The organism is Intrasporangium mesophilum (genome assembly GCF_054783095.1).
The window spans coordinates 99,913-120,951 of sequence record NZ_BAAGRF010000014.1; the positions used below are offsets into that span (position 1 = coordinate 99,913).

16 protein-coding genes are annotated in these 21,039 nt (G+C 68.8%); 4 read left to right on the forward strand and 12 right to left on the reverse strand.

What is annotated here, in order from left to right; all coding sequences use genetic code 11:
* Positions 1-133: 133 nt before the first annotated feature.
* On the reverse strand, positions 134-1,120 hold the full coding sequence (locus tag ACYVLP_RS13510; protein WP_460627867.1) for a helix-turn-helix domain-containing protein: 987 nt from the start codon (positions 1,118-1,120) through the stop codon (positions 134-136).
* 274 nt (positions 1,121-1,394) lie between these two features.
* On the opposite strand from ACYVLP_RS13510, the gene ACYVLP_RS13515 reads away from it, so the two are divergent.
* The 3 genes from ACYVLP_RS13515 (at position 1,395) to ACYVLP_RS13525 (ending at position 7,105) form a co-directional block, all read left to right on the forward strand.
* On the forward strand, positions 1,395-5,171 hold the full coding sequence (locus ACYVLP_RS13515) for a S8 family serine peptidase (RefSeq protein ID WP_460627868.1): 3,777 nt from the start codon (positions 1,395-1,397) through the stop codon (positions 5,169-5,171).
* An 18-nt stretch (positions 5,172-5,189) separates the two neighbouring features.
* On the forward strand, positions 5,190-6,362 hold the full coding sequence (locus ACYVLP_RS13520; protein WP_460627869.1) for a lytic transglycosylase domain-containing protein: 1,173 nt from the start codon (positions 5,190-5,192) through the stop codon (positions 6,360-6,362).
* Between the two features lie 194 nt (positions 6,363-6,556).
* Positions 6,557-7,105 carry an NADPH-dependent FMN reductase gene (locus tag ACYVLP_RS13525; RefSeq protein ID WP_460627870.1) on the forward strand — a complete coding sequence of 183 codons (549 nt, stop codon included), beginning with the start codon at positions 6,557-6,559 and terminating at the stop codon, positions 7,103-7,105.
* A gap of 3 nt (positions 7,106-7,108) precedes the next feature.
* Here the strand turns inward: ACYVLP_RS13525 and ACYVLP_RS13530 are convergent, their stop codons facing one another.
* From ACYVLP_RS13530 to ACYVLP_RS13575, 10 genes are all read right to left on the reverse strand, one after another.
* The gene (locus ACYVLP_RS13530) at positions 7,109-8,569 is read right to left on the reverse strand and encodes a hypothetical protein (protein WP_460627871.1); all 1,461 of its coding nucleotides are present in this window, start codon (positions 8,567-8,569) and stop codon (positions 7,109-7,111) included.
* A 25-nt stretch (positions 8,570-8,594) separates the two neighbouring features.
* Positions 8,595-9,512, reverse strand: a complete 918-nt coding sequence (locus ACYVLP_RS13535; RefSeq protein WP_460627872.1) for a type II secretion system F family protein — start codon at positions 9,510-9,512, stop codon at positions 8,595-8,597.
* A 1-nt stretch (position 9,513) separates the two neighbouring features.
* Positions 9,514-11,505 carry a type II secretion system F family protein gene (locus tag ACYVLP_RS13540; RefSeq protein WP_460627915.1) on the reverse strand — a complete coding sequence of 664 codons (1,992 nt, stop codon included), beginning with the start codon at positions 11,503-11,505 and terminating at the stop codon, positions 9,514-9,516.
* 5 nt (positions 11,506-11,510) lie between these two features.
* On the reverse strand, positions 11,511-12,893 hold the full coding sequence (locus tag ACYVLP_RS13545; RefSeq protein ID WP_452270013.1) for a CpaF family protein: 1,383 nt from the start codon (positions 12,891-12,893) through the stop codon (positions 11,511-11,513).
* A complete protein-coding gene (locus ACYVLP_RS13550) occupies positions 12,890-14,062 on the reverse strand; it encodes an AAA family ATPase (RefSeq protein WP_460627873.1) in 1,173 nt (390 codons plus the stop codon). The genes ACYVLP_RS13545 and ACYVLP_RS13550 overlap by 4 nt, the downstream gene beginning before the upstream one ends.
* Positions 14,059-14,853, reverse strand: coding sequence for a Flp pilus assembly protein CpaB (gene cpaB / locus ACYVLP_RS13555; protein ID WP_460627874.1), 795 nt, complete (start codon positions 14,851-14,853; stop codon positions 14,059-14,061). Before cpaB ends, ACYVLP_RS13550 begins: the two co-directional genes overlap by 4 nt.
* Positions 14,854-14,881: 28 nt before the next feature.
* Positions 14,882-16,123: a TadE/TadG family type IV pilus assembly protein gene (locus ACYVLP_RS13560; protein WP_460627875.1), complete on the reverse strand. Its 1,242-nt coding sequence runs from the start codon at positions 16,121-16,123 to the stop codon at positions 14,882-14,884.
* On the reverse strand, positions 16,111-16,596 hold the full coding sequence (locus tag ACYVLP_RS13565) for a TadE/TadG family type IV pilus assembly protein (protein ID WP_460627876.1): 486 nt from the start codon (positions 16,594-16,596) through the stop codon (positions 16,111-16,113). The genes ACYVLP_RS13560 and ACYVLP_RS13565 overlap by 13 nt, the downstream gene beginning before the upstream one ends.
* Positions 16,597-16,607: 11 nt before the next feature.
* Entirely contained in the window at positions 16,608-16,760 is a 153-nt protein-coding gene (locus ACYVLP_RS13570; RefSeq protein WP_460627877.1) for a Flp family type IVb pilin, read from the reverse strand.
* Between the two features lie 155 nt (positions 16,761-16,915).
* Positions 16,916-17,092, reverse strand: coding sequence for a Flp family type IVb pilin (locus tag ACYVLP_RS13575; RefSeq protein ID WP_452270019.1), 177 nt, complete (start codon positions 17,090-17,092; stop codon positions 16,916-16,918).
* Positions 17,093-17,257: 165 nt separating this feature from the next.
* On the opposite strand from ACYVLP_RS13575, the gene ACYVLP_RS13580 reads away from it, so the two are divergent.
* Complete coding sequence (locus ACYVLP_RS13580; RefSeq protein ID WP_460627878.1) at positions 17,258-18,718, forward strand: hypothetical protein; 1,461 nt, start codon at positions 17,258-17,260, stop codon at positions 18,716-18,718.
* A gap of 22 nt (positions 18,719-18,740) precedes the next feature.
* Here the strand turns inward: ACYVLP_RS13580 and ACYVLP_RS13585 are convergent, their stop codons facing one another.
* Positions 18,741-20,942 (reverse strand): hypothetical protein, encoded by a 2,202-nt coding sequence (locus tag ACYVLP_RS13585; protein WP_460627879.1) that lies wholly within the window; start codon positions 20,940-20,942, stop codon positions 18,741-18,743.
* Between the last annotated feature and the right edge of the window lie 97 nt (positions 20,943-21,039).

Genomic DNA, 21,039 nt, shown 5'->3' on the forward strand with positions numbered 1-21,039 from the left:
TAGGTGGCGATGACCCCTCGAAGCCGCACTGGTCGCCGCGATGCGCAGCGAGGAGCACCGCGCACTTGTGCTAAATCTGTCGAATTGGTTGACAATTAACCGAATGGCGCAAACTGCTCGCACGCCCCGAGATTCAGCGGCGGCGGAGCCAGCCGTGCTCGTATGCCGCCCAGCCGAGCTGGATGCGTGTGGTGGCCCCGGTCGCGTCCATCAGCGAGCGCACCCGGCGTTGGACGGTCCGCAGCCCGACGTCGAGCTGCCGCGCCACCCGGGCATCCGAGGCACCGGCGATGAGCAGCGACAGGACCTGCAGGTCGAACTCGTCCGGCCCTGGCTGCGACTCCACCACCTCCTCCGCCGCGGGCGAGGCGAACACCAGGGGCCACGCGTCGCGCCAGACCAGGTCGAACAGCGACTGCAGCGACTGCACCAGCCCGGTCGCGTGGATCACCAGTGCGGCCGGGTCGGAGGACTCCGCCTCGAGCGGCACCATTGCGGTCCGATGGTCGGCGATGACGAGCTTGGTGGGCACCCGGTCGACGACGCGCACCTCCTCGTCGCGACGGAGCACGGCGACGAGCTCGGGCTGCGAGGTCTGCTCGACGACGTCACGCTCCAGGACGATCCGGTAGCGCACGCCCCGGCCGACCGCGATGTCCTCGGCCTGGTTCTCGGCGGCCGGGACCGCGGTCGGCTGGTCGTTGACGAAGGCACAGACCTCCTCGACGGCACCGAGCTGCAGCTGGTGGAACCGCTGGCCGACGGCGCTCGCTCCGACGACCACCTCGACGAGGTCGTGCACGTTTCCGGCGGCCTCCGTGCGGTGGATGTCGGCGAGCCGGGCGGCAGCCAGCTCGGCCTGCTCCAGCTCGTGGCGCCGGTCGTTCACCAGTGCCCGCAGCGCAATCCCCGGCGGGGCAGCCACCCACCTGCCTGGCGTCGCGGCCGACTGCGCGACAAGGCCGCGCTGCTCCAGAGCCACGAGGGCCAGCTCTGCCTCCGGGCTCGACACGTTGCTGCGCCGGGCGACGTCGGCCAGGCCGGTCGCACCGAGCCCGACGAGGACGCGGTAGAGCGCGGCCTCCTCGGGCGTCAGACCCAAGGCCGCGAGGACGTCCACGCAGGCTCCTTTCGCAATCCCCGACACGTGACGGCGGCGGCACGCACCACACCAGAGGCTGCGTGGCGCACCCCCGCCATGGCGCACAACCGCCTTGTCCTCATTCTTCCGGACGAACCGGTCACTCGGGCACTCTGGCGACGCCGGGTCAGCCGGCGCCGGGTCCCCCGGCGCTGGGTCACTCGGCGCCGGGTCACCCCTCGTCCCGGCTTTGCCCCCTCAGCTGCGCGGGCCCGATCAGGCGGGCCCGCGCACCACCGTTCGGAGGAAGAGCATGCGCCCAACCTGGCGTTACAGCCTCGGAGTGGCGGCCGTCGCGGTCCTCGCCGCCACCGCGGCCACTCCCAGTGCCTTCGGTCAGGACGTCAGCAGACGCCCGATCGTCGGCTCCGCCGCAAGCACCGCGTCCGCCGCAAAGACCCACCAGGTCACCCTCATCACCGGCGACGTGGTCGTCGTCGAGGGTGCCGGCACGAAGTCGCCGTCGGTGACGGTCCTGCCTCGCGAGGACGGAACGGTCCCGACGGTCGAGACCCGGCGCGTCGGCAACGACGTGTACGTCTACCCGGAGGACGCCGCGAAGGCTCTGGCCGAGGGCAAGGTCGACGAGGAGCTGTTCAACGTCACCGGGCTCGTCGCGCAGGGATACGACGACGCGAGCACGAAGACCCTTCCCGTCATCACCACCTACACCACGCGGGTCGACACGCGTTCGGCCCCGACCACGCCGCAGGCCGCGACCAAGGGCAAGACGCTCCGCTCGATCGACGGCGTGGCGATGAAGGCCGACAAGGGCAACGCGGCCGAGTTCTTCGCCGACATCACCGACCCGTCCACCTCGGCCGGTGCGGAGGTCGAGAAGGTCTGGCTGGACCGCAAGGTGAGCGCCATGCTCGACCGGTCGACGAAGCAGATCCACGCGGACCAGGCGTGGGCACTCGGCCTGACGGGCACGGGCACCAAGGTCGCCGTCCTCGACACGGGTGCGGACGCCGAGCACCCCGACCTGCAGGGCCGCATCGTGGGCTCGCAGGACTTCACGGGCTCGTACGGCGGCGCACTGGACGACCAGCACGGCCACGGCACGCACACCGCGTCGACCGTCGGCGGGTCCGGCGCGGCCAGTGACGGCCTCAAGAAGGGCGTCGCCCCCGGCACCGGACTGCTCATCGGCAAGGTCCTCGACGACTACGGCTCAGGCACCGACTCGGGCATCATCGCCGGCATGGAGTGGGCCGTCGCCCAGCGCGCAGACGTCATCTCCATGAGCCTCGGCCAGAGCGGCGCCCCAGGCAACTGCACCGACCCGATGGCCACTGCGGCGCAGCACCTCTCGGAGACGAGCTCGAGCCTGTTCGTCATCGCGGCAGGCAACTCAGGCCCCGCCAACAACACCGTCTCCAGCCCGGCATGTGCCCCAGCCGTCCTGTCGGTGGGTGCGGTCGACCGGGACGACTCGGCCGCCCAGTTCTCGAGCCGCGGCCCGGCGGCATACACCCACACCCTCAAGCCGGAGATCTCCGCGCCGGGTGTCGCGATCTCGGCCGCACGCTCGGGCGGTCGTGGGGACGACGCCTACGTGTCCATGTCCGGCACGTCGATGGCGACCCCGCACGTCGCCGGCGCGGCCGCGATCGTGAAGCAGGCTCACCCCGAGTGGACCGGCTCCCAGCTCAAGGCCGCCCTCGTGTCGTCGAGCGACCCGAACATCCCAGGTGACGTGCGCGCTTCGGGCGCCGGCCGGGTCGACGTCAAGGCCGCGCTCGACGAAGAGGTGACGAGTGAGGTCCTACAGGCCGGCACCTTCGACTGGCCGCACCCCGCGAGCCAGCAGAAGACGCTCGATGTCCCCTACACGAACCTCACCGACAAGGACGTCACGCTGACTCTGGCCGTGGCCGGTATGACCGGCGACGACGGCTCGGCCCTGAAGTTCCCGGCTGCCAAGCTCGCGGCGACGACCGTCACCGTGCCCGCCGGCGCCAAAGCCGTCGTGCCACTCACGGTGAACCCGGCCGTCAAGCTCGACGCCGCTCAGTATGGCGACATCACCGGTCGCGTGGTCGCGAAGACGGCCGAGGGCCGGACCGTCACGACGCCGTTCGCGATGTACGTCCAGCCGCAGACCGTGACGCTCAAGATCCGGATGACGGACCGCCTCGGCAACCCGGCCGCGGGCGCCTCGTCTGTCGACGTCATCAACACGGACTCGCCCAAGGGCGAGCGCCGCTCCAACAACGGCGCGGCAGAGCAGGTGTATGCCGTCCGGCCGGGGACGTACCTGCTGTCCGGCTACGTCCAGTCCCCCGACGGTGACAGGAACGCCCCGGCGCTCGACTCGATCGCCTACTTCGCTCGCCCCGAGATCACGATCTCGGGTGACACGACGATCGACTTCGACGCCCGCAAGGCGCACCTGCTGTCGGTGAAGACCGACCGGCCGAGCGTGGCCGCGTCGACGACGCTGACCTTCTCACGCCTGTGGGACGGCTGGATCCACGCCGGCTCGATGCTCGGCGGGTCCACCGTCAAGGCGATCTATGCCGACGTCCAGGGCAAGCCGCAGAACGGGACGTGGGAACTCGGCACGTACAGCCGCCGGTACGCCCCTGCCGTCGAGTCGATGTCGGTCGTCGGCGGGGCGACGCTGCACCCGACGGCACCCATCATGACGGCTGCCGGCCTCGACGGCACGGCCCAGGCCCCCGTCGTCGACGCCGGTGCGGGCACGGCCAGTGACCTGACGGCGGCCAAGGTGAAGGACAAGGTGGCCCTCGTCCGGCTCACCTCGCCCACGGGCAACCTGACCTCGGCCATGGCGAACCTCGCGAAGTCGGCCGGAGCCAAGGCGCTGCTGCTCTACCGTCCGGTGACGGGCCAGTGGTTCCCGAGCGTCGGCTTCCCGGCGGTCCCGGTCGCGGCATACGCGCTGCCGATGGCCGAGGGTGACGCCCTCAAGGCGGCCCTCGCCTCGGCTCCCGGCAACGAGCTGAGCCTGGCGTGGAAGGCCACGGCTCGCAGCCCGTACGTCTACAACCTCGGCTTCACCGAGAACACCCCGGTCACCGACGACAAGACGTATGTCGTGCACGACAAGAAGCTCGGCAGCGTCGACGCGACGTACACCGCGATGGGTGTGGACACGGCCTTCGTCGGCTTCTCCCAGATCCGCCGCCCCGACGGCACCAGCCTCGCGGTGTCGAACTTCGACTCCGTGCCCGAGCCGGGCAAGCGCACCGAGCTGTTCACGGACGACGGCACGCAGTGGAAGCAGTGGGTCATGTCGAGCCTGCCGTTCGGCGAGGCCATGGAGGGCCCGTGGCGGAGCTACCCGGCCGGCAGCACCCGCACCGAGCAGTGGCACGGCGGCGTCATCGCCCCCACGGCGATCCACGACGAGGACGGCGTCGAGCAGCTGACGGCGGAGCGCCAGGGTGAGCTCATGGGCTTCGCGCCGCAGATGTACGGCGACGGCTTCGGCCACGCGGCCATGCCGGGCAGCTTCGGCGACGCCGGAAGCCTCCAGCTCAAGCGCGACGGCGTCCTGATCGGGTCGAGCCCGTTCACGTCCGGTGTGTTCGAGGTGCCGGCCGCGGACTCGCTCTACGAGCTGACGATGAACCAGTTCAAGTTCGGCCCCTCCGCGCAGTCCTGGAGGCGGTCGACGCAGGTGGCCACGACGTGGGCCTTCCGGTCGCACATCGAGCCTGACGTGTTCTCGCGGGCGCTGCCGCTGCTCTTCCCCCGGGTGGGTCTGCCGGAGGACGGCCTGAAGACGCTCGCTGCATCGGGCGGCCAGCAGCTGTCGATCCGCGTCGGCGGGCACGGCGGCTACACGCCCGGTGACATCACCGATGCCAAGGTCGCGTGGTCGTACGACGGCGGCACGACGTGGACGGACGCCACGGTGACGAACACCGCCGGCGCCTGGACGGCGACGGTCGACCACACCGGCGCGTCGGGCAAGAACGTGACCCTCAAGGTCGAGGTCACCGACAGCTCCGGCGCCAAGGTGACCCAGATCGTGACCGGCGCGTACGCCGTGCGCTGACCTGGATCACTCGGGGCATTGACCAGCCCCACGGCGTATGCCGCCCGCCACCAAGGCGGGCGGCATACGCCGTTCGGCGCGGAGTCGGCGGCGTATGCCGTGCGCGTGCGTGGGCGAGCGCCCGCTCGCTCTGCACGTAGCCTGCGAATCCGCACCGTGTGGGCACGAGGTCGTCGAGGGGCTGGGATCATGGTCGGTATGCCGCGTCGGACAGTGCGACTCGTCGCCGCGGCCATCGCTGGGGTGGCCGTCGCGCTGGCGCCGGTCGGGCTGGCATCCGTGGGGCTGGCGACCACGGCGCACGCGGACGACTCGGGACCCGTGCCGACACCCTCGCCGTCGGCGCTGGCCAGCATCGGGCCGGACGGTCGCGCAACTCCGGCACCGGGAGCACCTGCGGCGACCCCGTCCGCGCCCGACCCATACCTGGACGCTCTCGGACGGACGACGGACGACTTCGTGTCACCGGTTCTGTTGCAGTTCTTCATCACGGTGACATCTGTGGTGACGAGTCCGCTTGCGTCTCAGGCTGGTTCGCACGCTGGTAGTCAGCCGCAGTCGGTGGCGAGCCTCGAGCCTGGCGGCGGGTCGAGTGCGCAACCCCGGGACTGGCAGCCGAAGGCCGTCATCAAGGTCCCGTTCGCCAGCGTGGCCACCAAGAGGGGGCGTTCGGCGGCACTGACGAAAGACCAGATCATCTGGGCGGCTTACGTGGCAGCCGCGAAGGCGGAGTCCGGGCAGTGCCACCTGCCCGTCATGCTCCTCGCCGCCATCGGCGAGGTGGAGTCGTCGACGCTCCGTGGCCGCACGCTTGATGCCGCGCACGACGCCGTGCCGCCGGTGATCGGCCCAGCCCTCGATGGCGGCGCCTACCCGGCAATTCATGACACGGACGGCGGCGCCCTCGACGGCGACCCGGTGTGGGACCACGCGGTAGGTCCGATGCAGTTCATCCCGGCGACGTGGCGGATCTGGGGCGCCGACGGCAACGGCGACGGCGTGAAGGACCCACAGAACATCGAGGACGCTGCGCTTGCGGCTGCGCACTACCTGTGTGCGGGTGGCCGCGACCTGTCCCAGCCGGCCGACCTGCGGGCGGCGGTCCTGTCGTACAACCACTCCGTGCGCTACGCGAGCACGGTCCTCGGCATCGTGGATGCCGTGTCGTCAGGTGCCATCGCAGGCCCCTGACTCGAGATGACCACTCGACTCTGGACGGGGTGCGCCCTCCCGCTCGACACTGGGTGGGGCGCCCTCCCGCTCGCGTGACGCACCGGCATACGGCCTGGGCGGAGCATCTGCGTTGCTCCACCACGTGACCCAGCGCACACTGCCCCTGGACACCCTCAGGGAATGGCCAGGGCCACGTGATAGTTAGTTGAACCGTGAATCAACTGCGTATCGTCGTCTCCAGCACGCGTCCCGGCCGCATCGGCCCCAAGGTGGCCCAGTGGGTCGCCGAGCAGGCCCCGGCCTCCGACTGGGAGGTGGAGCTGCTCGACCTCTCGTCGCTCCCGTTCTTCGACGAGGAGGACATGCCGCGCAACGGCAACTACGCGAAGTCGCACACCAAGGACTGGGCGTCCAAGGTCTTCGAGGCCGACGCGATCGTCGTCGTGACGCCGCAGTACAACCGCAGCTTTCCCGCCCCGATCAAGAACGCGATCGACTACCTGTTCGCCGAGTGGGACCGCAAGCCGATCGCGCTCGTCGGCTACGGCTGGACCGGCGCGGCCGACGCCACCGCCGACCTGACCAAGGTGCTCGGCCACGTCAAGGCCGATGTCGTCGGCTCGACCGGCCTCGTGTTCACCCAGGACGTCTCGCCCGAGGGTGAGCTGACCGCGACACCCGAGCGGCAGGCCGAGCTTGCCGCACTGCTCGAGGCCCTGTCGGCCAAGGTCGGCGAGCTGGAGTCCGTCACCGCCGGCTGACGGCTAGCTCGACGCGGGGGCCCGCAGCAGGCTCGTGCCGCCACGGTCTGCGACCACCGTCCAGCCCAGCTGGGCGCGCAGGTTGTTCGTCACGGCCAGGTCGTTGTCGACCAAGGCGTAGGTGCACCCGTTCTCCGCGGGGTACTTCTCCCAGCCCGGCAGGGCATTGATGAAGTCCAGGTAGTGCCGGATGTGGGCCTGGGTGTAGAGCTCGGCTCGGGGGTCCTGGGTCACCTTGACGTTGGGGTGCTGCAGGATGAGCCACCCGCCGTACTCCCACACGTTGCAGACCACGGTCCCCTGTGGCAGCGCAGCGATGTCCTTGTCGAGTGCGTTCGGTCCGAGCCCCGGCTTCGCCGCGACGAAGGGCGCCATCACGGCCGCGAGCACGAGCCCGACGCAGGCGAGTGACGCGGTCGTGATGACCTCCCGACGCGTCATCCGCTCCGCCGGGATCGGGACGACCGCCTGCAGGGCCGCCGCGGCCATCGGCGCAGCGATCGCTGCCGCGATGGCCACCGTCCTCGCGTAGGTGATGGCGAAGAACAGGACGAGCAGCGCGAGCAGCACGAGCGGAACGCTCTGGCGGCTCGGCTTCCGAGCGACGGCGACGATCAGCGGGAGCAGCATCACCAGGACGACGAGAAGCGGCAGATACGTCGCCTCGGGCGGCTGCCACTCAGTGATGTACTGCGTGACGTCGTGCACCTGGAACGGTGAGAGCAGCAGCCGCGGGCCGACCGGCGTGGCCATGGCCACGACGACGGACAGGACGGGGATGAGCGCCAGGCGGGCGGCCTCGCGCACGGACAGCAGCCTGGCTACCAGCATGCCGACCAGCACCACGCCGCCGATGACAGCCCCCACGAACCACAGCCCGTGCGAGCACGCCCAGACCCACGAGATGGCGATCAGCCACCAGCGCGGCTTCTTGTCGGCGATCGTGTCCATCCATGCGGAGGTCGTCACCATCGCGAACGCGAACGAGACCACCTGGGGCCGAGGCGAGAGACTCCCGGCCATCCCGACCGTCGTCAGCGCGAGCAGGATCGAGGTGATGAGCAGTCCGGACCTGCGCCGGCAGACCCACCAGAGGGTGGCGAAGATCGCGACCGCTGCCAGCGACCGGAGCCACGCAACCCCAGGCAGCCCGAAGTGGTCGTACGCCTGGAACATCAGCAGCTGCGGGAGCCACTGGTTGAAGATCCACGGCAGCTGCGACGACGCGCTGTACGGGTCGTTGATGACGAAGTCCCAGCTGCCCGAAAGCAGCTCGCCGGCGCGGATGTGCCAGAAGGTGTCGGGGTCCGAGATGGACTGCAGGACCTTCACGGCGCCGAACGCGATCAGGACTCCGGGAATCGCGACACGCATCCCGTAGCTCAGTACTCCGGCCGGAGCAGCGGCATCCTGGTCGTCCGGCTCCGTCGATGCCGGGCTGGTGGTCTTCGTCGTCGAGGTCACGGTGATGGTGGAGAGTGCGGACCGGTCAGAAGCCGGAGAAGGCCTGGATCATCCGGATGGCTCCCGGGCCGATGATGACGACGAAGAGCGCGGGAAGGATGCAGAACATCAGCGGGAAAAGGATCTTGATGGTGACCTTCTGAGCCTTCTCCTCCGCCTTCTGCTTGCGCACGAGCCGCATGTTCGTCGTCTGCTCTCGCAGCACAGCGGCGATCGGCAGGCCCAGCCGGTCGGCCTGCACCAAGGCGGTCGTGAAGCTCTTCACCTCAGGCAGGGTCACTCGTTCGCCCATCGAGGAGAACGCCTCGCCGCGCGACTTGCCGATCTGGATCTCGGAGATGACGCGAGCGAACTCGCCCGCGATCGGACCTTCGACGTTGCGCGCGACCTGGAGCAGCGCCGCGTCGAAGCCCTGTCCGGCCTCGACACACACGCTGAGCATGTCGAGCGCGTCGGCCAGGCTCTTGCTCGTCTGCTCCTGGCGGCGCAGGGCGGCGTTGTAGAGGAGCAGGTCCGGCAGGAAGAAGAGCGCGCCTCCCAGCACAGCGGCATACAGCACGCCCACGAGGTGGAAGTCGCTGTAGATCAGCCCGAGCAGCACCCCGAGCAACAAGGAGGCGCCCTTGGCGCCCATGATCCGCTCGACGGTCCACGGCGCCGGGTTGCCGGCCCGGTCGAGCATCGCGGTCAGACGCTCTTCGGCGCCGCTCGGGGACAGCTTCTGAGCCAGGCCACGCGTGCGCTCGAAGATCGGCGTGACGAACCGGTCCTTGCCGCCGAGGTCGCTCTTGACGACGTTGCGATGGTCGACCTGGTCCTCGATGAGCAGGAGCGACTTGGCGACACCTCGCGGCTCGCCGGACGACAGGCCGAGGGTCAGGATGCCGACCAGCAGTCCGACGGCGAGAAGGCCGGCGGCGACATAGATCGGGTTCATGTCCATGTCAGACCTCGATCTTCACGACTTGGCGCATCCAGAAGATGCCGATGATCAGGGCCACCACACCGGCGGCGCTCATGATCAGCCCCAGCGGGTGCGTCCAGAGCAGGCTGACGTAGGCGTAGTTCGCCCTGAGCATGTAGAAGAACAGCAGGATCGGCAGGCCGATGAGGATGTACGCCGACAGGCGACCCTCCGCTGAGAGCGTGTTGACCTGACGCCGCAGCGACTCCCGCTCTCGTAGCGTTCCCGCGGTCGTCCTGAGCGTCTCTGCGAGGTTGCCGCCGACCTCGCGCTGGATGCGGATCGCCAGGACAGTCCAGTGCATCGACTGGCTGTCCATCCGGGCCGCGACCCGGTCGAGCGCGTCCGAGATGTCGGTCCCGATCCGCGTCTCGGCGAGTGCGCGGCGGAACTCCTTGCCCGCTGGTTCGGCAGCGTCCTGCGCCACGGCCTCCAGCGCCTGAGGAAGCCCGAAACCGCTGCGAAGGCTCGTCGAGATCAGCGTCAGGAGCCCGGGCAGCTGGGCCTCGAACTTGTTGGCGCGGCGGTTCGCCATGATCCGCAGCCAGATCGGCATGGCGATGATCCCCAGGACGGCACCCGCAGCAAGCCCGAGCAGCTTGGCGTCGCCGGCGAGGAGGAACCCCAGGGAGGCACCGACGATCACCGCGACGACCCGCAGCAGCAGCCACTCGCCCGCCCGGAAGGGCAGGTCGGCACGCTCGATGAGCGCCATGGTCTTGCTCGTCGACTTCCGGTCGGCCATGACACGCTCGCCGAGGTCGACGAGCTGGGTCGCCAGGGAGCTCTGGACGGCCTTGATCTCCTTGCGGGAGAAGGACATTCCGCTGTGGGCGACATACTCGTCGATCGAGGCGACGCGACGCTCGCGCCTGGTCTGCAACGACGGCATCAGGACGATCGCGGTGAACAGGAAGAGCGCCAGGGCCAGCGCCAGGCTCGCTATCAACGGGGTCTTGTCGGTGAAGTCGACCGAGCCGATGGAGAACTGTCCCTGCGCTGCGGCCGGCGGGGTGGCGGCCGGCGTCGCCGCCGGGGTGCCGGTCGGTGCGGGAGCCGGGGGCGTGCCGAACGCGACGGTCTTGGCAAAGTCGAAGCCGGTGCCGCCGGCCGTGCCCGAGATCTCGTACTTGTGCTGACCGGTCAGGGTCTCGGGCACCTCGACAGCCCACTGCACCTGGCGGTTCAGCGCCTGCGCAGAGGTCTGGAAGGCCGACGACACGGCGGCTGAGTTGCTCGCGGAGACGACGGACCCGCCACTCGCGGCTGCAAACGCCTTGAGAGCGTTGGTGGCATCGGGGTCGCTCGTCTTGAACGCAACGACATCGACGCGGATGTCACGCGCTTGCAGGCGGGTCACGGTGTTCTTGAGCGCGAGGGCCTTGTTGTCGGCGATGGTGTCCGCGCCGTCGCTGAGCAGGACGATGCTGCGGTCGCCCGTCGTGCCGAGGGCGACTGCGGCATCCTGCACGCCCTCATAGAGACTCGTGTCACCTCTCGCCACCAGTCCGTCGATGACGCGTTGTGCGGCAGCGCGGTCCAGGGTCGGGGGGAGGTCGACGCCCGCCGTGTCCGCGAACGATGCGACACCGACCTTGACGTCCGCCGGCACGGTCTTGAGGTAGGTCCGGGCCGCGGACCGCACGGTCGCCATCCCCTGCGCGCCCATCGAACCGCTCGTGTCGATGACGAGGATCGCCTTGCGGTCGCGCTTCGGAGCCTGGTTGACCGTGGCGGCGTACTCCTTGCCGTCGACCGTGACCTTGAGGCTCGACGGGTCGACCTGGACGTCCGACTTGCTCCGCAGGGTGAGCACTCCCGTGAGGGTCGACGCGTTGGCGTCTGTCGACGTCTTGACGTCGCTGAGCCCCACAGTGACCGGGTCTGCGGCATGGGCGAGGCCGGAGCCCAGCACCACCATGCCCAGCGTCAGTCCCAGCACGCTCGTCAAGGTTGCGACGCGCTGGCGCATACGGCTCACAGGCCCACCCGAGAGAAGAGCGAGATGGGCAGGTCGACGCCGAGGTCGGCGAGGTCCTGCGTGAACTTGGGACGTATGCCGGTCGGCACGAGCTGGCCGAGGAAGCGGCCGTGTTCGTCGCGGCCGGCCGAGTAGTCGAACGTGAAGATGTCCTGGAGCGTGACCACGTCGGACTCCATGCCGACGACCTCGGTGACCTGGACGATGCGGCGCGAGCCGTCCTTGAGGCGCGACTGCTGGACGATGAGGTCGATGGCGCCGGCGACCTGCTCGCGGATGGCGCGCACGGGCAGCTCGACGCCGGCCATGAGGACCATCGTCTCCAGTCGGGAGAGGCTGTCACGGGGTGAGTTGGCGTGGACCGTCGTGACTGACCCGTCGTGACCGGTGTTCATCGCCTGGAGCATGTCGAGGGCCGCGCCGTCGCGGACCTCACCGACGATGATGCGGTCGGGACGCATGCGCAGGCTGTTGCGCACGAGCTCGCGGATCGGGATCTCGCCGCGACCCTCGATGTTGGACGGGCGGGCCTCGAGCCGCAGCACATGGTCCTGGTGAAGCTGGAGCTCGGCGGCGTCCTCGATGGTGATGATGCGCTCGTCATCCGGAAGGAACGAGCTGATCACGTTGAGAGTCGTGGTCTTTCCGGAGCCGGTGCCGCCGCTGATGACGATGTTGCGGCGGCCCTTCACGCAGGCCTCGAGGAAGTTGCGCACACTGACGGACATCGTCCCGAACGAGATGAGGTCGCGGTCGGTGAACGGGTCGGCCGAGAACTTCCGGATGGTCAGGAGCGAGCCATCGAGGGCGATCGGCGGCACGACCGCGTTGACACGCGAACCATCGGGCAGGCGGGCGTCCACCATCGGGCTCGACTCGTCGACGCGCCGGCCGACGCGGCCGACGATCTTGTCGATGGTCCGGCGCAGGTGGGACTCGTCGGAGAAGCTGGCGTCTACCGGATAGATCCGGCCGTCACGCTCGATGTAGATGTCGTCCGGCCCGTTGACCATGATCTCCGAGACTTCTGCGTCGCGCAGGTAGGGCTCGAGTGGGCCGTGGCCGAGGATGTCGTCGGAGACGTCCTGGGCGATGCGGGTCCGGTCGGAGTGGGAAAGGGGCGTCTGCTCGGAGTCGATGACGTCCTGCAGTGTCTGTCGCACCTGCGCGGCGAGCTCCGACTCCGACAGGTGCGGGTCGTAGAGCCGCGGGCCGAGGGACTCGACGAGCGACTGGTGCACCCGCTCCTTGACGTTGGCGAACGGGTCGGCACCCCGTCTGCGGGCCGCGCCGTTCTGAGGCCTGACGGGGGCGTGTGTGGCGGGCTCAGCGATCTGCGACTGCCGGGCGCGGTCGAGACGGTCGGCCAGGTTGCTCATTTCTTACCCCCGAAAAGGCCGAAGCTGCGCTTCGCGCCGTTCTGCATGTCCTCGCCGAAGCGGCGGCGGATCTCGTGGTCGGCCAGGTCCCGGATCGCGACCGACACCGGGTTGCGCGGGTCGTCGATGACGAGCGCCACGCCCCGGTTGATCGAAGCCGGCACCGAGAGGCTGTTGGGGACGTTGGCCGAGATCGGTGTCTTGAGCGCAGCCTCGACGTCGTCGGCCTTGAGGCCCACCTTCGCGTCGGAACGGTTGAGCACGATCGTCCGTGCTTCCTTCGTTGCTCCGAGAGTGTCGAGCGTGTTGATCGCGATGCGAAGGTTCTTGACCGCCGGGATGTCGAGCGTGGCGATGAGAACCGTCAGGTCGCTGACGTCGAACGCTGCGAGCACGTGCTCGGTGAACGACGGAGGCGTGTCCACGATGATGTAGTCGTACTGGACTCGCGATATCCGGAGCAGCTCGACGACGACGTGCGACGGAACGCGGTCGGCATCGGCAGGGTCTGCCGGCGCCGCAATGACATCGAGACCGCTGTCCTGATGCGTGGTGACGACCGACTGGACGCCCTGCTCGTCGAGGTGTCCGCTCATCGCGACGACGTCGCGGACCGAGCCGTGCGGCTGGAGCTGGAGGCTGATCGCGACGTCGCCGAACATGAGATCGAGGTCGACGAGCAGTGTCCTCGCGCCGGTGGACGCGAGGTACGTCGCAAGGTTCGTCGACATCGTCGTCTTACCGACGCCGCCCTTGGCGCTGAAGACGGTGATGACCTTCCCGTCCCGCCCGATCCCGTGAGACGTGTGCCCGGCAAGCTGCTGTGTCAGAGACAGCGAACGGCGCACCGCTTCCGCGAGCGCCGTCTGGTCGTCGGCCTGCACGACTTCTCGGACCCCGCTGCGCAGCGCCTGTGCGAGGACGGTGATGTCGAGGCGATGGCGCAGCAGGATGACGCCGAGCTCCGGACGGTCGACTCGCTCACGGTCTGCCAGCTCGCAGGCCGACTCGAGGTCGATGTCGGGCCCGATGACGACCAGCGTCTGGGTCGGGTCGTCCTCCAGAGCCCGGCTGACCCGGGCACTGGAGTTCATCTGGATCGCGTCGCCACCCAGCGCAAAGCGATAGCTCTCGGTGGCGACGGGGTCATAGTCCCAGAGGATCGTCATTGACTCACCGCATCTCTGAGCTGGAGATCCGTGACCTCCAGACCCGGGTCGACCTTGACGTCGGAGCCTCGGAGGGCCGCATACAGGACCCGGTTGTTGATGCCGTGGATGAGCACCGGGGCATCGGTCGGCTTGACCGCGACAGTGACGAGGAAGTTGCCGGTGGCGCCCTGCGTCGTCGTCGCCTGGCCGTTGGCCGGCTGCTGCGCCGCCGCACCGGCCAGCGGCGAGTCGCCCATGCCGATGACGAGGACGTCGCTGAGCAGAAGGCTCGTGCCATGGATGTCGTTCTCGTTGAGGATCTTGGCCTCGGGAGTGTCGCGCAGGTCCTTGATCTTGTACGACTGGTAGATCGCGATGTGCGAGCCCGGGGTGACGAACTTCCCGACGCGAGCCGGGTCCGACAGAGCGACCGACACGGCGAGCATGCCGCTCGGCACCTCGATGGCCTTGGTGCCGACCGGCGTCGTGCCGAAGCCTGCCGCGAGGAGAAACTGGCCCGGCGGGATCTCGGACAGCGCCAGCAGCGAGTTGTTGTCCGCATTGATGTCCTGCAGGGCACCTGCCGGCACCGCCTTCGCGGCGACCGACGTCTCGGCGATCAGGCCCGTACGCTGGGCGTCCTTGAGGGTCGTGCCCGTCGGGATGAGCTGTTTGGAGACCCAGACGGTTGAAGGGGTCTGCTCCGCGATCGCCCGTTCGTCGGCGTTCTGCGCATACATGATGACCAGTGCGCCGCCGCCGACAGCAAGAAGAACGGCGACGATGATGGCGAGAATGCGACGATTCATGTGTTCCCTCGAGAAGTTCGGGTTGGTGCTAACCAGCAGGATTTACAACGGTCAATCCATAGTTCGGATCTCCCGGGGTTGGGGGGATGATTTGACCAGCGGGAATGAGGTCCTTCAGGAACCATCCTGAGAGGCAGCGCTGCGAATTGCTGGTACCGCACAAAGCGTTCGGGGGACGGATGCTGTTCTGGGTGCCCTGCGTCAGGCGCCATCCGCTGAGGTAAAAGGCGGCGAAACCGGAGATGTGGTACCACGTGTTGTTTCCATTGCCAGAGTTGCAGTCGTCCGTGGCCACGGGTTCGCGTCCCGGATTGCTCGGCATCATGCAGTTGAAGACCGGGACGTAGATCACCGTGCCGAGCAGCGGCCGGAACATGGCATCCGGACACCCGTCGGCACCAGTGTCGCCGTGGATCCAGCTGCTGTCTGTGACGGTCCCCGAGCACGAGCCGAGGAGGCCGTCGAGCCATGCAAACCCGCCAGGGGCCGTGCCCCCAGGGGCCGACGTGTCGCACGTGGTGTCGTTGCCCTTGGAGTAGACCGTGTCCTCGCTCGTTGGCCAGTCCGGCCGGCTGTCGGTGTTCGAGTAGCCCGGCCAGGCGCCGTCAGGTCCAGCCGGGTAGTTCGTGGAAGCCGGAAAGCCAACCTGCCGGGCCCAGTCGCACTCGGACATCGTGAGGGACACGACCGAGGCCGAGGCCGGGGCTCCCGGCCCCCAGGCGGCGCGAGCGCAGGAGGTCACGGTGCTCCCGCTCCCCCCGCCGGTGATCGCCTGCGAGAAGAACTTCGGCAGGACGGTCGGCGTCGTACTGTTCGACTCGGTGTATGTCCGAGTCTCGACGTACGGAAGGCCCGGGGCCAGCGAGTCGTTGAGCGGGTTGCACTCGCTCAGCTGGCTGGCCGAGCCGAGGCTCGCGCAGGCCGGCAACGTCGGGACGCCGCTGCCGCAGATCCCGGTGTCCGGGACCCGGGTCAGAGCGTCTTTGGAGTTGGCGTTGGCAAGCGGCTTGAGCAGCGTGGACGCGTCCCCCGCCGACCCGCACGCTTGTCCAGCCTGTGTCTCGCCCTTGGCGCATGCCTGGGCCAGAGCCATCGATGTCGCGTCGGCCGCGTTCTGGAGCTGGCGGCGCTCGAACATGATGTTGCCGACGTCGACGCTGAGCGCCAGCATGCCCATGATGACCCCGGTTGCCGCAAGTATCGCCACGAGCGTCGCGACGGCACCCTTCTCCCCTCCGGGCTTCGGGAAACGCAGATTCAGCCACCGCATTGCATCACCGCCGTCGAAGTGAGAGTGCCGTTGAGTCCCCAGCTGCTGCCCACCAACGCAATGGCGGGGCGCATGATGATCCATTGGAAAGGTGCCGACGCCGTCACTTGCGCGCTGGCATTCGAGTCTGCCGGAGTCGGACAGAGCCTGTCCGGCGAAGTCGTCGAGATGGTCAAGGATCCGACGGCCGGAGCGGCCGCGGTCGCACGAGCCGTGACCTTGGCTGTATAGGTGGAGTCGCCGGCGAGGACGACCGCGGCGCGCGCCCCTTCGCGCGCCGCGTTCGCGAGCTGAATCTCCACGAAGAAAGCGCGGCCGAAGTCGACGATTCCTGCAATGACCATGAAGAGGACCGGCATGAGAATCGCGAACTCGACCGCGGAAGTGCCCGACTCACGCTTCGACGAGCGACGCCTGGCCGCGCCTCGCGGCTGCCACGGCAGGGCATCGTGGGACTGCAGTTGGGTGGGCACAAAGGTTCCGCTCAGAGCGCGTCGTTGACGGTGTTGAACGCACCGCTCACCGTCTGGCCGAGGGCGAAGACGATGGCGATGATGACGGCAGCAATGAGTGCGACAAGCAGGGCGTACTCAACCGCAGTCGCCCCATTCTCGCGCACGCCCCGCAGGCGTGTCACGAGGTTCCTAAACAGCCCATACACGGTAATCCCTCCCAAGATCTCCCAGGTTGACCTGGCTGTGCCCGGTGAACCCTGGCCGGAGCCTATCCGCTCCGGCGTGGTGGATCTGATTGGCGCCCGGGCACGCGATGGCATGCCCGGGCCGCCTCGCGTCAGAGCGCGTTGTTCACCGTGCTGAAGGCGGTGCTGACCTTGTTCCCGACCGCGGCCACGATCGCCACGATGACGGCGGCGATGAGGGCAACGAGCAGGCCGTACTCGACGGCGGTCGCGCCCTTGTCCTTGGCAGCGTGGATGCGGGTCTGCAGCTTGGCAGCAAGCTTGGTCATGAAGAGATCCTCCCTGGAAACGGGCCACCCGATGTGGTCCCCCGGGGAGCACCGTAGGCGACTGCCAGACAGGTGTCACCAGAATCCCGAAATTTGACATGTAACCCGCAGGACGGGCAGGATTCGCCCCCCGAACTGGGGTAGATGGTGCATCATCGTGCGGGAATGCACGTGCTTGGGGGATCGATGACCGGGATGGCGGACCAAGCTCTTCGGGGACCAGCCACGACTGACGAAGCGTCACGCCGGCGGGCTGCGCTCACGGCCGCGGCGCCTGCGGCAGCGGTGGCGATCGCCATGGTGGTGCTGGCCCGATCGGTGACCTTCGGCGCCGACGCCAGGTGGCTCGCTGCACTCGGAAAGCACATCGCCACGACCGGGCGCATCCCGGTCGGGGTGCCCTTCGCTGCTGCCGACTCGAGCTCGTGGGCGAACGTGCCCGTCCTCGGCGAACTGGTTTTCTACGGCATCGACGCTGTGGGCGACTGGGCCCTTCCGGCAGCCCTGGTCCTCGCCGCCGGAACGCTCCTTGCACTGCTTGCGCTCGAGGCACGGTCGTCCGGCGCGGGCAGCCTGCCGACGGCCGCAACCGTCATCGCTGTCACCTGCGGCGCACTACCGACGCTCGGCATCGTGCGCGCTCAGCTCCTGGCGTTCGTGCCCGCCGCGCTCCTGGTCGTCCTGCTCAGGCGTCAGCACGAGCGGCCGACGCGGGCCATCTGGTTGGCCGTTCCGCTTCTCGTCGTCTGGGGCAACCTCCATGGGTCGGCACTCGTCGGAGTGGCGCTCCTCGGCGCCTACCTGGTCGCCTCCCGGATCCGTGTGCCTGGCCAGGCGTTCACCGCTGTGGCCGTTGGGCTGGTGGGGGTTCTGGCCCTCGCGGTCAACCCCGCCCACGTGAACACCTGGCGCTACTACACGTCCGTCCTCACCAACGAGGCGGCCACACGAAGGCAGGAGCTGTGGGCGCCGCCGAGTCTGGACCGCCCGTTCGACGTGACGCTGATCGGTGTCGCTTGCGTCCTCATTCTCGCTGTCGCCCTGTCGCGGGCGGCGTCCGCCTGGGAGTGGGTCGCCATCGTGGGTCTGGGAGCCGGCACGCTGTTGTCGGCCCGAAACGGCTTCTGGCTTCTCGTCATTCTGTTCGTCCCGGCGGCACTGGCATTCACCCGCCTGGCAGCTCGGGGCCGTGCCGGTGAACCCGGTCGCCACGCAGTGCGATTGAGACCCGTGGATGGTGTCCTGGTGGGCCTGGCCGCGCTCGCCTCCGTGGCGATGCTCGCCGTGCGCGGTGGGTCGTTCGTCCCGGCGACGCTCGTCGACTCCGTGGCGTCGCAGTCGACGGGCATGACGGTTCTGGCGCCAGGGTCCCTCGCGGAGGACCTCGCGGCCGGCGGCGTCCGGGTCTGGATGTCGAACCCGATCGACGCGTTCGACCGGTCCGACCAGGCGGACTATCTCGACTACTGGCACGGGGTCGAGACGGCGAGCCGGGTCCTCGAGCACGTCGACGTCGTCGTGGCCCGGACCGGCTCCGAAGGCGCGCGGCTGGCGATGGAGCATGGCTTCGACGCCGTGGCCAAGGCAGACGGCTACGTCGTGATGAAGCGGCATACGACCCGATAGGTGGCGCGAGTCGACAAGCGCCTCAGGGCGTCGGGAGACTCAGCCCCACGTTCACGTCATCGGGCGACACTGCCTCAACCGTCGCCGACGACAGGATCGGAAGTCGTGCGGGCTCTCTCAGCAGTGTCAGGTCCTCGACGGCCCCCCGTGCCTCGATCGACAGCGTCGACTGTCCTGGTGGTAGCGGGAGCTCCAGGCTCAGCGTCTTCGACTCGCCTTCGCCGACCGTCACCCAGTCGGTGTCACGGAGCCCGTGGAGCCTGAACCGGTTGGTCGAGAAGGCTCCACGAATCTCGATCGCCACCCGAACGTTCTGGGTCCGATCACTCATGTTGCTGAACCCGATGCTCGGGGTGGGGCCGAGTCGCTGGACCAGGCCGGTCGACTCGGGGACTGCGAGGACGCCGCCGAACCCGGCGACCACCGGGTGGAAGACGCGCTGCCGCAGGGTCGTCAGCTGGTCGGGTGTCAGGCGACCGTCCAGGGACTCAGCCGTGGGCCTGAGGTCGTAGGCGCGAAACAGCCCGTCTCCGGTCTGGGCGATGGGCGACCCGAGAGCGGCCGTGAGACCACGGACGGTCTCCGGCATCCTGGTGTCCGCCGCCTTGTGGACCACCACACCGCAGAAGCCTGTCGCTGCGAGCTGGTCCTTGAGCGCGGCCGGGTCGTCGAGCGGCAGACCGAGCTGCCAGTCGGACGCTGCCGTGCCCTTGATCGCGCCGAAGCTCCAGGAGAGCTGCGGTGCCGCGACCCCAAGGGAGAGCAGGTCGGCAACGGCGTCGTCCGCCACCTCAGGGAACTGCACCACCGGCAGCTCGAACATCGCGCACCGAGGGCCCAGCTTCGCCGAGACCTGCTGGCCGAACTCGGAGAGGGAGGCAAATCGAGCCTGCTGCGCCTCGTATGCCGGGGCGCGGCCCGGATTGGTCTGGTCGAGGACCCCGAGCAGGAGCAGGCCCAGCGCTGCGCATCGCGCTGCCACCTTCCAGCCACGCCTGGCCAGCCACGAGATCCAGAGGCCGACTGCGAGCAGCCCGAACATGGCGATGAAGGCAAAGAGGCGTGACCACGTCCGAATCTGGGGCGTCACGAAGACCGCGACCAAGGCGTCCAGGCCACCCTGCCAGAAGTAGCCGATGGTGATCAGCGCGCTCACGGCGATCGCGGACACGACCGAGGCCTCACGGACCTTGCCGGACAGCAGGCGGGACAGCGCAACCGCCAGGACTCCGACCACGCCGATGAGGGCGACGACGCCGATCGCATCCGACTCGTGGTAGTTCTCCGTCCGTGCCAGGTACACGTTCGTCAGCGTCGCAAGACTCGCGACCCGGTGGCCCGACCATGGCAGGAACAGGTCGATCAGCTGACCCGCCCAGAGCTGGGAGTCGACGAACGTTCGGCCCCAGGCCATCGGCCCGGTCACGGTCTCGCCCGAGATGCGCGTGCGCGCGAACATGATGCTGCCCAACGCCATGAGAGCCACGAGCGCCGAAGGCAGGGCGAGACGAAGGGCACGCCCCAGGTCCCGGTTGGCCAGGTAGCGAAGTGCCAGGATCGGGGCGATGATCACGAGGGTGAACGCGACGTAGTAGATGTCTCCCAGCGCGATGCAGACCAGCATCAGCAGACGACTGACCGGCAGACGCCGACCGAACACCGGCACGAGCCACCGAGCGCTCGGCGATGTCCAGAAGCTCCGGCCGCGACAGGTCTCGATGATGAGGTAGGCGGCGAACGGGATCGCCCAGTATGCCGTGAGGAACAGGTGCTGGAACCGTTCCTGCTGCCCCGGGAGGACAGCGAAGAGGACGCCGGCCATGACGGCCGCCGGCCGGGTGATCGAGTACTGCCGCGCCAGCCAGTACATGGCCAGCGCCGATGCCGGGAAGCACAGGAAGAAGTACAGGGCCATGGTCGTCATGGCGCTGTGGGTCAGCCACCCCAGGAGCGTCAGGATCCAGACATGCAGGTCGTCGCCGGTCGATGCCCAGCCGGTGCTCATCCCGAACGGGGCGCCGAACGTCAGGTTCTTCGCGTACGGCCCGTAGTCGATGTAACCCTGGATCAAGGCTGCCGTGTAGGGGGCATCGCCGGACAGACCGAGTGGCGTGCCGGGTCGCCATCTCCAGACCTGCAGAGCCTGCGCCGCCGCGATCGAGCTCAGCACCACGACTGCCACCGGACCGGCGGCTGCGCGCATGCGCGAGCCCGACGGGCTCACCCTCGATCCCACCACTGTCCCTACGCTCCCCGGTCGCACGAGGGGTCAGTCTGCCTGACGTTTGTATGCCGCGCGCTGCGTTCCCGAGATAAACGTG

Excerpts from the sequence above, each read along its gene's own strand:
- ACYVLP_RS13545 (WP_452270013.1), bottom strand. The coding sequence starts at position 12,893 with ATGAGCAACCTGGCCGACCGTCTCGACCGCGCCCGGCAGTCGCAGATC.
- ACYVLP_RS13560 (WP_460627875.1), bottom strand. The coding sequence starts at position 16,123 with ATGCGGTGGCTGAATCTGCGTTTCCCGAAGCCCGGAGGGGAGAAGGGT.
- ACYVLP_RS13515 (WP_460627868.1), top strand. The coding sequence starts at position 1,395 with ATGCGCCCAACCTGGCGTTACAGCCTCGGAGTGGCGGCCGTCGCGGTC.
- ACYVLP_RS13535 (WP_460627872.1), bottom strand. The coding sequence starts at position 9,512 with ATGGACATGAACCCGATCTATGTCGCCGCCGGCCTTCTCGCCGTCGGA.
- ACYVLP_RS13550 (WP_460627873.1), bottom strand. The coding sequence starts at position 14,062 with ATGACGATCCTCTGGGACTATGACCCCGTCGCCACCGAGAGCTATCGC.
- ACYVLP_RS13575 (WP_452270019.1), bottom strand. The coding sequence starts at position 17,092 with ATGACCAAGCTTGCTGCCAAGCTGCAGACCCGCATCCACGCTGCCAAG.
- cpaB (WP_460627874.1), bottom strand. The coding sequence starts at position 14,853 with ATGAATCGTCGCATTCTCGCCATCATCGTCGCCGTTCTTCTTGCTGTC.
- ACYVLP_RS13580 (WP_460627878.1), top strand. The coding sequence starts at position 17,258 with ATGCACGTGCTTGGGGGATCGATGACCGGGATGGCGGACCAAGCTCTT.
- ACYVLP_RS13540 (WP_460627915.1), bottom strand. The coding sequence starts at position 11,505 with ATGCGCCAGCGCGTCGCAACCTTGACGAGCGTGCTGGGACTGACGCTG.